This window comes from Actinacidiphila acididurans (assembly GCF_016918855.1).
GTDB lineage: Bacteria > Actinomycetota > Actinomycetes > Streptomycetales > Streptomycetaceae > Actinacidiphila > Actinacidiphila acididurans.
Window position 1 is genome coordinate 185,129 of record NZ_JADKYB010000013.1, and the last position, 12,574, is coordinate 197,702.

Annotated in this window: 13 protein-coding genes; 4 read left to right on the top strand and 9 right to left on the bottom strand. The window is 74.7% G+C overall.

Going from position 1 to position 12,574, the window contains the following annotated elements:
- Positions 1–4 precede the first annotated feature (4 nt).
- From ITX44_RS24040 to ITX44_RS24050, 3 genes are all read left to right on the top strand, one after another.
- On the top strand, positions 5–1,261 hold the full coding sequence (locus ITX44_RS24040) for a citrate/2-methylcitrate synthase (RefSeq protein WP_205359418.1): 1,257 nt from the start codon (positions 5–7) through the stop codon (positions 1,259–1,261).
- 130 nt (positions 1,262–1,391) lie between these two features.
- Entirely contained in the window at positions 1,392–1,760 is a 369-nt protein-coding gene (gene trxA, locus ITX44_RS24045) for a thioredoxin (RefSeq protein WP_205359419.1), read from the top strand.
- A 113-nt stretch (positions 1,761–1,873) separates the two neighbouring features.
- A complete protein-coding gene (locus tag ITX44_RS24050; protein WP_205359420.1) occupies positions 1,874–3,544 on the top strand; it encodes a bifunctional 3'-5' exonuclease/DNA polymerase in 1,671 nt (556 codons plus the stop codon).
- A 70-nt stretch (positions 3,545–3,614) separates the two neighbouring features.
- On the opposite strand, the gene ITX44_RS24055 is transcribed toward ITX44_RS24050, so the two are convergent.
- The 3 genes from ITX44_RS24055 to ITX44_RS24065 form a co-directional block, all read right to left on the bottom strand.
- The gene (locus ITX44_RS24055) at positions 3,615–3,854 is read right to left on the bottom strand and encodes a hypothetical protein (RefSeq protein ID WP_205359421.1); all 240 of its coding nucleotides are present in this window, start codon (positions 3,852–3,854) and stop codon (positions 3,615–3,617) included.
- The gene (locus ITX44_RS24060; RefSeq protein WP_205359422.1) at positions 3,851–4,297 is read right to left on the bottom strand and encodes a hypothetical protein; all 447 of its coding nucleotides are present in this window, start codon (positions 4,295–4,297) and stop codon (positions 3,851–3,853) included. Before ITX44_RS24060 ends, ITX44_RS24055 begins: the two co-directional genes overlap by 4 nt.
- A 129-nt stretch (positions 4,298–4,426) precedes the next feature.
- Positions 4,427–5,011 (bottom strand): nucleosidase, encoded by a 585-nt coding sequence (locus ITX44_RS24065; RefSeq protein ID WP_205359423.1) that lies wholly within the window; start codon positions 5,009–5,011, stop codon positions 4,427–4,429.
- A gap of 45 nt (positions 5,012–5,056) precedes the next feature.
- Here ITX44_RS24065 and ITX44_RS24070 point away from each other — a divergent pair, with 45 nt between their 5' ends.
- Complete coding sequence (locus tag ITX44_RS24070) at positions 5,057–5,449, top strand: cupin domain-containing protein (protein WP_205359424.1); 393 nt, start codon at positions 5,057–5,059, stop codon at positions 5,447–5,449.
- Between the two features lie 12 nt (positions 5,450–5,461).
- Here the strand turns inward: ITX44_RS24070 and ITX44_RS24075 are convergent, their stop codons facing one another.
- The 6 genes from ITX44_RS24075 to ITX44_RS24100 all read right to left on the bottom strand — a co-directional run bounded on the left by ITX44_RS24075 (position 5,462) and on the right by ITX44_RS24100 (position 12,488).
- On the bottom strand, positions 5,462–6,934 hold the full coding sequence (locus ITX44_RS24075; protein ID WP_205359520.1) for a sensor histidine kinase: 1,473 nt from the start codon (positions 6,932–6,934) through the stop codon (positions 5,462–5,464).
- Between the two features lie 13 nt (positions 6,935–6,947).
- Positions 6,948–7,682: a response regulator transcription factor gene (locus ITX44_RS24080; RefSeq protein ID WP_307795459.1), complete on the bottom strand. Its 735-nt coding sequence runs from the start codon at positions 7,680–7,682 to the stop codon at positions 6,948–6,950.
- 100 nt (positions 7,683–7,782) lie between these two features.
- The gene (locus ITX44_RS24085; RefSeq protein WP_205359426.1) at positions 7,783–9,156 is read right to left on the bottom strand and encodes a chitinase; all 1,374 of its coding nucleotides are present in this window, start codon (positions 9,154–9,156) and stop codon (positions 7,783–7,785) included.
- Complete coding sequence (locus tag ITX44_RS24090) at positions 9,156–10,427, bottom strand: glycoside hydrolase family 16 protein (RefSeq protein ID WP_205359427.1); 1,272 nt, start codon at positions 10,425–10,427, stop codon at positions 9,156–9,158. Before ITX44_RS24090 ends, ITX44_RS24085 begins: the two co-directional genes overlap by 1 nt.
- Before the next feature lie 257 nt (positions 10,428–10,684).
- Complete coding sequence (locus tag ITX44_RS24095; protein ID WP_307795460.1) at positions 10,685–11,662, bottom strand: lysylphosphatidylglycerol synthase transmembrane domain-containing protein; 978 nt, start codon at positions 11,660–11,662, stop codon at positions 10,685–10,687.
- A 169-nt stretch (positions 11,663–11,831) separates the two neighbouring features.
- A complete protein-coding gene (locus ITX44_RS24100) occupies positions 11,832–12,488 on the bottom strand; it encodes a hypothetical protein (RefSeq protein WP_205359428.1) in 657 nt (218 codons plus the stop codon).
- Positions 12,489–12,574 lie beyond the last annotated feature (86 nt).

Genomic DNA, 12,574 nt, shown 5'->3' on the forward strand with positions numbered 1-12,574 from the left:
CCCCATGACGGAGCAATCGGCGGACCCGGTGGACGACCACGGCCGGATCGACACCCGCGAGGCGGCGCGGCGGCTGGGCGTGAAGCCCGAGACGCTGTACGCGTACGTCAGCCGCGGTCTGCTGAGCAGCCGCCGCGCGGCGGGCGGACGGGGCAGTACCTTCGACCCGGCCGAGATCGCGCAGCTCGCCCGGCGCGGGCGGCCCGCGGCGGCCGGGGACGGCGGCACCGAGACCGGCTGGGGCGGCCGGGTGCGCACCTCGATCACCCTGATCGACACCGACCGCTACTACTACCGCGGGGTGGACGCGACCGCGCTCGCGGAGACGTACACCTACGAGGAGGTCGCCGAGTGGGTGTGGACCGGGGTGCTGCGGCGCGGCGCCCGGTTCAGCGCCGCCCCGCAGCCGCTCGCCGCCGCCCGCAAGGTGGCCGCCGCCCTGCCCGCCGGCAGCGGTCCGATGGACCGGATCAGGGTGGCCGTCATCGCTGCCGCCGGGGGCGACCCGCTGCGCTTCGACCTGTCCCGGGACACCGTGCTGGGCTCGGCCCGCACCCTGATCCCGACCCTGGTGGACGCCCTGCCGCTCGCCGGACAGCCGCAGGCCGCCAACGGTCCGCTGGCCGCGCGGCTGTGGTCCCGGCTGACCGCCGCGCCCGCGGACACCGCCTCGCTGCGCGCTCTCGACGCGGCGCTCGCGCTGCTCATCGACCACGACCTGGCCGCCTCCACACTGGCCGCCCGGGTCGCCGCCTCTGCCCGCGCCCACCCCTACGCGGTGGTGTCCGCCGGACTGGGCGCCCTCGACGGCCCGCTGCACGGCCAGGCCAGCGCCCTGGCCCACCGGATGCTCAACGACGTCCTGGAACGCGGCGCCGCCTCCGTGGTCGCCGACCACCTGCGGGCCGGGCGGCGCGTCCCCGGGCTCGGCCACCGCCTCTACAAGGGCGAGGATCCCCGCGCCCGCCTGCTGCTGTCCCTGCTGCGCCAGGTGCCCGCGGCAGCCGGACCGCTGGCCGCCGCGGACGACGTGATCGCCGTCACCGCCCGCCGCACCCCGCTGTACGCCAATGTCGACCTGGCCCTCGGCGTGCTCTCGCTGTCCGCCGGGATGCCCCCGGAGGCCGGGGAGACCGTCTTCGCCGTGGCCCGCACCGCCGGCTGGATCGCCCACGCCCTGGAGGAGTACGGCGAACGCCCGCTGCGGATGCGCCTGGGTGGTGCCTACGACGGGCCCCGGCCGGACCAGCCGCTGCCCTGAGCGTGCCCCGGGCGCGCCCTGAGCACGGGAAACGGGCACGGCCGGGCCCACCGGAACATCGGCCGAAAAGCGTGCACGGAACACGCGAGCGGTCCGGAATTTCCGGCGGGTGCCACTCGTTCACGGCTGCATGAGCACTGTGGAGCTGACCAAGGAGAACTTCGACGAGGTCGTTTCGAACAACGACTTCGTTCTCATCGACTTCTGGGCCGACTGGTGCGGGCCGTGCAAAATGTTCGCGCCCGTGTACGACAAGGCGTCCCAGACCCACGGCGACCTCGTCTTCGCCAAGGTCGACACCGAGGCGCAGCCGGAGCTGGCCGCCGCCTTCCAGATCCAGTCCATCCCCACCCTGATGATCGTCCGCGACAAGGTTGCGGTCTTCGCCCAGCCGGGTGCCCTCCCCGCCCCCGCCCTCGAGGACGTCATCTCCCAGGCCCGCGCCCTCGACATGGACGAGGTCCGCAAATCCGTCGAGGCCGCCCGCCAGGGTTCCTGACCGTCGGCTCCCGCTTGGCAGCGGGTTCGCCGGACGCCCCCCGAAGGGGCGCGGGGCTGTGGTCGAAATGCGGGTGCGGCCCGATTGTCAGTGCCCGGCTTTAGCCTGCCCGCATGACACAGCGAACAGCCGTCGTACCGGACCCGGTGGGGTCCGGCGGACGGCTGCTCTCGCTGACGGAGGACGGCACCCCGGCCGGCCCACCCCAGGCGTACGCCGACCTCGCCGCAGAGGTGAGCCGCCGGGAAAGAGAAAGCGCACCGCGCTGGGTATGGGCGGCCACCGACGAGGCGTACGCATGGTTGCTGGACCGCGGCGCACAGCGGCTCGCCCGCTGCCATGACGTAAAACTGGTCGAATCGCTGCTGCTCGGGCAGGAGGGCCGGCACCGGCGGCCGCGTTCGCTGGGCGCGGCCTGGGCCCGGCTGGAGGGCCGCCCGGAGCCCGAGGACTCGCCCGAGCACGGCGCCGACGGGCAGCCGGTGCTGTTCGCCGCCGACCGCCACCACCTGCCTCCGGCGGCCGATCCGATGGCCGCGCTGGTCGCGGTGCACGCGGGTCAGCAGGAACGGATCGCCGCGGGCGAGCACCCGGACCGTATGCGGCTGCTGTGCGCGGCCGAGTCGGCGGGCGCGCTGGCCGCGGTGGAGATGGGCCGCGACGGTCTTCCCTGGCGCGCGGACGTTCACGACCGGCTGCTGACCTCGTTGCTCGGCCCCCGGCCCGCGGGCGGCGCCCGGCCGATGCTGCTCGGCGAACTGGCACTGGGCCTCCAGGAGGCGCTCGGCCGGCCGGTGAACCCCGACTCGCCCGCCCAGATGCTGTCCGCCTTCGCCCGCGCCGGGGTGCGGCTGAGCTCCACCCGGTCCCACGAACTGCGCCGGGTCGACCACCCGGCGGCGGCGCTGTTCCTCCGGTACAAGGAGCTGTCCCGGATCCACGCGGCGCACGGCTGGGCGTGGCGCGAGGCGTGGGTGCGCGACGGCAGGTTCCGGCCTGAGTACGTGGTCGGCGGCGTGGTCTCCGGGCGATGGGCGACCCGCGGCGGCGGGGCGCTGCAGATCCCCCGGCTGCTGCGGGCCGCCGTGGTCGCCGATCCCGGGCACCGCCTGGTCGTCGCGGACGCCGGGCAGCTGGAGCCGCGGGTGCTGGCCGCGCTGTCCGGGGACGCGGGCCTGACCAGGGCGGCCGGCGACGGCGACCTTTACGCGGCGCTCGCCCAGGACGCCTTCGCCGGTGACCGGGCGCGCGCCAAGGTGGGGCTGCTCGCGGCCATGTACGGGCAGACCGGCGGCGAGGCGGCGGCGCCGCTCGCGGTGCTGCGCAGCCGTTTCCCCGCGGCGCTCGCCCTGGTGGAGGCCGCGGCCCGCACCGGCGAGGCGGGCGGCATCGTACGGTCCCGGCTCGGCCGCACCTCGCCCGCGCCCTCCGCGGAGTGGCTGCGGGACGCGGGCGACGACGACGGTCCGGGGACGGACCGGCGGGCGGCCCGCTCCTGGGGGCGATTCACCCGCAACTTCGTGATCCAGGCCACCGCCGCGGAATGGGCGCTGGCCATGCTGGCCGCCCTGCGCCGGGAACTGACCCCCCTCGGTCCCGGCCCGCGGCTGGTGTTCTTCCAGCACGACGAGGTCGTGGTGCACACCCCCGCCGAGCTGGCCCCCGCGGTCTCCTCGGCGGTCACGGCGGCGGGCGACGAGGCCCGCCGCCTGATCTTCGGCCCCACGCGGGTCGTCTTCCCGCTGCACACCCATGTGGTGGAGTGCTACGCGGACGCGAAGTAGCGAGGCGGGCGGGCGGCCTGTCGGCGAAGCCGCGGACCGGGCCCGGCACCGTACGACCGGATCCGACCGGTCACTTGTCGGAGGCCGCGTCCGAGTCGGCGCGGGCCGCCGCCGAGTCGGCCTGATCGACCAGTTTCTGCATCCGGGCCAGGTCGGACGAGCTCGCGGGGGCGGCGGACGAGCCGGCCGTAGCGGAGGTTCCGGGCGTACCGGACGAACCCGCGGATGGGCCCGAGCCGCAGCCGGCGAGCAGGGCCGCGGCCAGCGCGGCGGCCGGCAGTGCGGCCAGGGCCCTGGTGCGGGCGGTCACTTGGCGGTCCCCGCCCCTGCGGTGTTCTGGCCCCGCGAGGCGCACCAGGTGCGCACGGCGTCCAGGTCGGTGCTGCGCTGGTTGAGCATCGGCACCAGGGACTTGCGGAAGGTCAGGCGGTCCTTCAGGTACGTCTCGACGGCGGTGTCGCCCTTGGCCGCGGCGTTGTCCACCCGCTTCTGCAGCCGGGCGACGGAACCCTTGACCGTGGCGGGCCCGCCCAGCCGGCGCAGCGCCCGGTCGATGCGCGCGTCGATGCGCGGGACGCGGCGGCACAGGGCACGGGCGCCGTCCCCGGTGGGTGCCTTGGCCGCGGGGGCGGGCGTGGACGTGGTGGCCGTGGGGGCGGGAGCGGTGGTGGAGTCGGCCACCGCGGGGCCCGCGGCGCCGAGCAGGGCGACAGCGGCTGCCGCCGCCGCGACGGTGGTACGGGTGGTGCGCATGAGGGTTTCCTCCGTCAGCACGTGTCCGGTTCCGGCGTCGTCCGCGCCGGCTCGACCCGCACCGTAGGAACGTTCTTTGTGGAAACCTTGTGGGCCTCGCCCGGGCCCTGACCCCGGGTCCCGGACCGGTCAGGCGTAGGCGGGGACCGCGCCGGCCGCCCACTCGGCCAGCGCCCGGGCGCACTCGGCGACCGACTCCCGCCAGCTCCCGGCCGCACCCTCGCCGGCGTCGTCGCTCACGTGCTTGACGATGCGTACGGGGACGCCGGCCCGGCGGGCGGCGGTGGCCAGCGCGTAGCCCTCCATGTCGACCAGGTGGGCGTGCGCGGCGAGGCGGGCCCGGGCGGTCTCGTCGGCGACGAAGGTGTCGCCGGTGGCCAGGGTCGGCCCGGCCGCGTCGGACAGGGCCAGCGGCGCGCCGTACGTCTCGCCGGTGAGGGCGCGCAGGGTGGCGCTGTCCAGGTCGTGCTGGATCACGGTGCCCACGACGTGCGTTCCGGTCCACCCGGGGCTCAGCGCGCCCGCGGTGCCGAGGTTGATGACGGCCGAGGGCAGCGGACCCCGGGCCAGGACCGCGGCCAGCGCGGTGGCGGCGTTGACCTTGCCCATGCCGGTCAGCAGGACGGGCAGTGAGGTGTCGAGGTACTGCGCCTCTTCGGCGACGGCCAGCACGAGCAGGGGCCGGTCGCCGCTCATTTCTCCGGTGAGCTGCATGGCAGCACGCTACGCGGCCCGCCCCGCGCCCCTACTCTGGGGATCATGACGGAGCGCTTCACTACGGTACGGCTGGACGAGGCCCCCGAGGTCACCGCACCCGACGGATCGGCGGTGCGGCCCCTGTCCGTACTGCCGGGAGCGGCGAGCTTCGCGCAGTTCGAACTCGCCCCGCATCAGGTGGCTCGTGCGGTGACCCACGCCACCGTGGCCGAGATCTGGTTCGTCACCTCGGGCACCGGCGACATCTGGCGCGCCCAGGACGGCCACGAGGAGATCACCCCGCTCGCCCCCGGCGTCTGCCTGACCATCCCCCTGGGCACCGCCTTCCAGTTCCGCGCCCACGCACAGGGCCTGCGCGTGGCCGCCGCGACAGTACCCCCCTGGCCCGCCGACAGCCCCGACGAGGCCACCCCGGTCGCCGGCCCCTGGCAGTGAACTGACGCCGGGTCACCTGCCGGCGTCGGGGGGTGGCCGGTCGGTGAGCCAGGTGCGGGGGCCGGGCAGGGGGGTGGGGGGAGGAGGGGTGCGGGGGAAGGTCAGGGTGAAGCGGGTGCCCGGGGTGGTGGGCGGGTCCTCGATGGTGACGGCGCCGCCGTGGAGGGCCATTTGCTGGGCGACGAGGGTGAGGCCGAGGCCGGAGCCGGGGCTGGTGGAGCCGCGGTGGAAGCGCTGGAAGACGGCGGCGCGGGCGGCGGGGGGTATGCCGGGGCCGGCGTCGTCCACGGTCAGGCGGAGGGTGGCCGGGTCGGGGCCGGGGGTGAGGCGGGCGTCGATACGGGCGGTGCCGTCCGGAGAGACGCCGTGCACGGCGGCGTTGACCAGGAGGTTGTCCACCGCCGAGCGCAGGCCCGGCGGCCAGCCGTGGACGACCGAGCCCGCGACGGCGGTCACCGTGACCTCGGCGTGCGGGTGAGCGCGGCGCAGGTCGGCCGCGGCGGCGTCGAGGACGTCGGCGAGGTCCACCGGGCCGAAGGCGTCGGCCTCGACCAGGTCGCCCTCGGCCAGCGCCCGCAGCATCACCAGCAGGCCCAGCAGGCGGGCGTGTTCGGCGCGCAGATCGGCGACGATCTCGGCGCGCTCGGCCGCGTCGGGCTCGGGCGAGCCGTCGAGCACGTCCAGGTTGATCCGCATGCTCATCAGCGGAGTGCGCAGTTCGTGCGAGGCCGCCGCGGAGAAGGACCGGGCGGTGGCCAGCGCCTCGGCCGTACGGGCGGCCTGTTCGTCGTAGCGGGCCAGCACCGTCCGCAGCGTGCCGGCGAGTTCGTCGACCTCGGCGACCCGGGTGGGGGTGTGCTCCAGGCGCGCGGCGCTGACCCGCGGGTCGATGCCGCTCGCGCTGCGCTGGAGGCGCCGCAGCGGCAGGGCCAGCCGGGTCGCGGCCAGCCAGGCCGCGGCGCCGGCCACGGGCGCGGTCAGCACGGCCACGGTGAGCACCCGGCGCCGTACCCGGTCGATCTGGTCCTGGCCGGCGGTGTCCGCGGAGAACAGCCACAAGGTGCCGCTCACCGCCGGCCGCAGCACCGAGACGGGTTCGGCCAGCACCCGCCAACTGCGGCCGCCGGCGACCACGGTGACCGGGCCGGCCGCGGCCTGCGGCGACGGCAGCGGCATCGAGGCCGCGGGCTGGGGGCCGCCGGTGATCGTGCCGCCGGGTGCCACCACGCGGATGCCGACGTCCAGCGCCGCGGTGAACAGCCGCCGCTGCCGGGCCTGTTCCACGCTCACCGGGCGGTCGTTGGCCATCGCGCGCAGCAGATTGCGGGCGTCGGTACGTACCGCCGTCGCGCGCTCGCGCAAATGGGCGTCGGCGGCCGCGTGCACGTCGTGCGCGACCAGCCGCACCATGATCCATCCCGAGGCCAGCACCAGCAGCGGCACGACCACCGCGACGGCCAGCGCGATCCGGGTGGACAGTCGCATCGTCACCGCCGCATCATCCCCCCGCCGCCGGCCGCAGTACGAAGCCGACCCCGCGCACGGTGTGCAGGATGCGGGGGCGTCCGCCGGCCTCCAGCTTGCGGCGCAGGTAGCTGACGAACGTGTCGACCGCGTCGGTGCGCACGTCGAAGTCGTAGCCCCACACCCGGTCGAGCAACTGGTCGCGGGTGAGGACCAGGCCCTCGTTGCGGGCGAGCACTTCGAGGAGTTCGAACTCACGGCGGGTCAGGTCCAGCGGTTCGCCGTCCCGGGTGGCGGTACGGGCGGCCGGGTCGAGCACGAGGCCGCAGGCGCGTACCTGGTCGTCGGGGCGCGGCGGGCGGCGGCGCAGCAGGGCGTGCAGCCTCAATACCAGCTCCTCCAGGGCGAACGGCTTGACGAGGTAGTCGTCGGCGCCGGCCTGCAGGCCCGCGACCCGGTCGGCGACCTGGTCCAGGGCGGACAGCACCAGGACGGGCAGGTCGCTGCCGCCGGCCCGCAGGGTGCGGCAGACCTCGATGCCGTCGACGCCGGGCATGGATATGTCGAGCACGAGCACGTCGGGCGGGGTACGGGTGAGCAGGTCGAGCGCGGCCTGTCCCCCGCCGGCCTCGGCGACGGTGAAGCCGCGCAGCCGCAGCGCGCGGCCGAGCGAGCGGCGGATGGCCGCGTCGTCGTCGACCACCAGCACCCGTCCGCCGCCCGCGGGCCCAAGCCCCGCTTCCGGCGGCCCCGTCACCGTTCCCGTCACCGCACACACCTCCGCTCCCCGGCCGCAGCATGGTTGCATCGCGGGAAACCATGCTGCACTGCCGGGGAGCGGAGGGCCCTCTCCCGGGGGTCTGCCGGGGTCAGCCGGTGTACGCGGCGAAGGTGCGGGTGAAGTCCCACGCCGCCTGCGACACACCGGAGCAGGTGTCGTCGTTGGGGTAGGCACCCGCGCACGGCCGGTCCCGGTTGGCCGACCAGAAGGTGAGCCGGGCCAGGTGGTGGGTCTGGGCGTAGCCGAGGATGGTGCGGAAGTCGGCGACGGTGACGGTCTCGTTCTGGTCGGTGATGCCGTTCATCGACGAGATGCCGCTGTGCCGGTACGCGGTGTCGTCGCTGTAACCGTAGGCGCTCTTCAGGGCGTTCTTCAGGCCCTCGGCGGCCTGGGTCGTGAGGTTGCCCATGTTCTGGCCGGCGCCGCCGAAGTCGAACGGCATGATGGTCCAGGCGTCGACGGTCAGCCCGGAGGCGGCGGCCCGGTTGATGAGGCTGGTGTCGGGGCCGCTCTGGCCGGTGCCGATGGTGACGTAGACGGCCAGGCCCGGGTTGTTGGCCTTGACGGTCTTGAGCGCGTCGACGGTGCGCTGCTGGACGGTGCCGTTGCTGTAGGCGTCGGCCTCGATGTCGATGTCGATGGCCTTCAGGCCGTAGGCGCTGATCACCTTCTGGTAGGCGGCGGCGAGTTCGCCGGCGCTGCCGCAGGAGGACTCCAGCTTGTTGCCGCTGTAGCCGCCGAAGGACGGGACCACGTCGCCGCCGGCGTTGCGTACTTTGGTGATGGTGGCCTGGTCGACGCCGCCGGTCAGCGGGCGGCTGCCGTCCCACTGGGGGTTGCAGTAGCCGTTGCTGAGCACGAAGGCGAGGGTGAAGCGCTTGACGCCGGTGGCGTTCATGATGGTGGTCGGGTCCGGCGGGTTGCCCCAGCCGTTGTAGAGGTACGGCGCCACGGCCTGCCCGGTGGCGGGCGGCGGGGTGGTGCCGCCGCCGGTGGGCAGGGTCCAGTTCTGGTTGGCGCCGCCGGTGCAGTCCCAGATCTGCAGCCGGGTGCCGTTGGCCGAGCTCGGGCCGGTGGCGTCCAGGCAGCGGCCGGAGGCGGGGTTGATCAGCCGGCCGCCGCTGGCGGTCCACTGCTGCGCGCCGGTGCCGTTGCAATCGTAGAGCTGCACCTTGGTGCCGTTCGCGGTGCCGGCCGCGGTGATGTCCATGCACTTGCCCAGCGCCCGCAGCGTGCCGTCCGAACTCACCGTCCACTGCTGGGCGGTGGTCCCGTTGCAGTCGTAGAGCTGGATCGCGGTACCGTTCGCGGAGCTCGCGGCGGCCACGTCCACGCACTTGCCGCCGTAGCCGGTGATGGCGCCGGTGGGGTCGGCGGCCGAGGCGCTGGGGGCGAGGCCGAAGGTGGTCAGCAGGCCGGCGGCCAGGCCGGCCGCGGCGAGCAGGCCGGTGGTCTTCCTCATCAGTTGACCGTCCACTTCTGGTTGGCGGCGCCGGTGCAGTCCCAGATCTGCAGCCGGGTGCCGTTGGCGGAGCTGGGGCCGGTGGCGTCCAGGCACTTGTTGGCCGCGGGGTTGACGATGTCGTGGGCGGCGGTGACGACCCATTGCTGGGCCGCGGTGCCGTTGCAGTCGTAGAGCTGCACCTTCGTGCCGTTGGCGGTGCCGGCCGCGGTCACGTCCATGCACTTGCCCAGCGCCCGCAGCGTGCCGTCGGAGCCGACGGTCCACTGCTGGGCCGCGGTGCCGTTGCAGTCGTAGAGCTGGACCGCGGTGCCGTTGGCCGAGCTGCCGGCGGCCACGTCCACGCACTTGCCGCCGTAGCCGGTGATGGCGTGGCCGGTTCCGGTGCCGGTGGAGCTGGTGGTGACGTGCACGTAGTCGACGACGAGCTGCTGCGGGAAGGAGGTGCTGCCGTCGGGGTCGCCGGGCCAGTACCCGCCGACCGCCAGGTTGAGGATGATGTAGAAGGGGTGGTCGAACACCCAGTGGTTGCCGTTCAGGTCGGCCGGGGTGCGGGTCTCGTAGACGTTTCCGTCCACCGACCAGGAGATGGAGTTCGGCGACCAGTCGACGGCGAAGGTGTGGAAGGCGTCGGAGAAGCTCTGCCCGCCGGGCAGGGTGTAGCCGGCGCCGATGCCGGCCGAACCGGAGTAGCCCGGGCCGTGGATGGTGCCGTGGACGCTGCCCGGCTCGAAGCCGACGTTCTCCATCACGTCGATCTCGCCGCTGTTGGGCCAGCCGACGGTGCCGATGTCGTCGCCGAGCATCCAGAACGCGGGCCACATGCCCTGGCCGCGGGGCAGCTTCATCCGGGTCTCGAAGTGGCCGTAGGCCTGGGTGAACTTCTGCGCGGTGGACAGCCGGGCCGAGGTGTACTGGCAGGTGCCGTACCAGCACTGGTAGTTGGCCGGGTTCTCCTTGCGGGCGGTGATCACCAGGTCGCCCTGGCCGTCGAGGGCGGCGTTGTGGGTGCCGCTGGTGTAGTACTCGCGCTCGTGGTTGTTGACGTTGTCGCCGGTCTCGTAGCCCCACTTGGAGCCGTCCACGGCGCTGCCGGCCGCGCCGTTGAAGTCGTCGGTGAAGGTCGCGGTGGCCGCCGCGGCCGCGGCGTGCGGGGTGACGGCCGCCGGCGCGGCGGTGGCCGACTGCTGCAGCCAGCCGGCCAGCAGCAGCACCGCGGCGGCGAGCAGGGCGAGCGGGCGGATCCGTCGGGTGGGGGGTGATGCCGACATGCCGGGCTCCTCGGTCGGGGGCGGCGGGGCTGGGTGGGCATGACCCATGGGGGTGGTCATGCCCCTGACACGCGAGAAGGCACACGGGCACCCCGGTACGCGGGGCGCAAAAGGGTGCCGCGGAAGTCTCCGGAATCGCGCGGCGACTTACGTCACGTCTTAGTTCAGGACGTGATTTAAATGGGACCGCCCGGAGCCGTCAAGAGATCCGGCGAAGGTCCGTACCTTTTTACGGACCCGGGCCGGAGCGCGGCGGGTCACAGCACCCGGCGCCGCACCAGCACCGCCAGCACCAGAACCCCCGGCAGCAGGGGCAGCCAGGTGGTCATCAAGCGGTAGCCGAGCACGGCCGAGGTCGCGGTGACCCCGGAGGCGCCGGCGGTCACCAGGGTCAGGGCGAGCACCGCGTCGAGCGAGCCGAGCCCGGCCGGGGTGGGCAGCCAGCCGGCGGCGGTGCTGGCGAACAGGTACGCCACCGCGACCGCGCCCACCGGCACGCCCATGTGCACCGCGCGCGATACGGCCACGACCACGGCCGCGTGGGCGGCGGGGAAGGCCACCGAGCCGCCCCACAGGGCGGCCACCCGGGACGGGTTGCCGTGCAGGATGCGCAGGTCGCAGACCGCCGCGGCGGCGAACTCCCGCAGCCGGTCGCGCAGCCGGCCCACGTACCGCAGCAGCGCCGCCACCAGCGCGAGGGTCAGCGCCACGCCCACGGCCAGCAGCAGCGGATGGGCGGGCAGTGCGGGGCCGCCGGAGACCAGCCGGCTCACCCGCAGTGCCCCGGGGAAGGCCGCGAACAGGGCCGCCAGCAGCACCAGGCGGCCGACCACGGCGGACCCGGCGCGTACCGCGAGCGCGGCCACCGCGCGGGCCGGGGTGAGTCCGCGGCGCACCAGGAAGCGCAGGTTGACCGCGTTGCCGCCGACGCCCGCGGGCAGGACGTGATTGGCCGCGGAGGCGGCGAACTGGGTGGCCAGCAGGCGCCCTGGCGGCAGGCGTTCGACCACGGCGCCCTGCTGGGCGGTGGCCGAGCAGACCCAGGTCATGAACGCGGCCGCGCCCGCCACCGTCATCCACTCGGCGTCCGCCGATCCCAGCCGGCCGGCGCTGGAGTCGATCAGCGGCCACTTGGCGGCGGCCAGCGCCGCGACCGCGAGCACCGGCACCAGCATGACCAGCGACTTCACCGCCGCGCGCTGCCGGAATGCATCCTCGTTGCGGGCGATGGACACGGGTTCTCCTCGTCGCGGGGAGGGACGGCGGCGCGGGACGGAACGGAAGAGTCGGGGCGATCGTGCCGATCGGTCACCTTCGGGCACCAATCGGGTGAGGCCGTTCGACCAGGTTAAGCGGCCGGACGTACCCGGACCTACCCGCGCAGGGCCACACGGGTGGGCACGTTCAGTGAACCCAGCGCAACGAATCGGTGATTCTGAGCCAGGCGGCCGAATTGTCGGCTCCCTCGGGCCCGGCCAGCGTCACCGTGACGCGGGTGCCGTCGTGGAAGAAGACGTACCGTTCCACCGCGTGGATCACCACCTTGCCGGTCACCAGGTCGGGGGCACCCCCTTGCAGATACACCATCTCCAGCGCGGTGCCGGCCGGCCGCCGCACCTGCGCGACCGCCTGCAGGGTGAAGGTCCGGGCCTGGGTGGCCAGGGCGGGTATCTCCTTGGTGGTGGCGCCGTTGACGGTCAGGGGGCCCTTGGCGGCGGCCCACTCCACGGTCGCCACGTCGAGGCGGTCGGCGAAGCCGGCGTACCCGGCGCGTTCGGTGCGCTGCCAGGTGGACGGCACGTCGAGGCTGAAGCCGGCCCGGGAGAAGGGCTGGTAGACCGTGCTGCGGGAGACCCGGCCGACCGGATGGCTCTCGGCGGCGACCGAGGTGGCCGCCCCGCCGTCGTCGCCCACCGGGTAGGCGCGCACGCCGCCCGCCCCGGCGTTGGAGGCCAGGACCGTGACCACCACCGACACCGCGACTGCGGCCGTCGCGGCGGCGGTCGTCCAGGGGTCGAGGGCGCTGCGGTCCGGCGGACCGGCCGCCGGGGAGATGCGCATGGTGCCTCCGTGCGGGGGTGCGGGCACCTCGGCGCACCCGGTGCCCGCCTGCCGTACCACCGTACGGGACCGCTGTTCAACAGCAG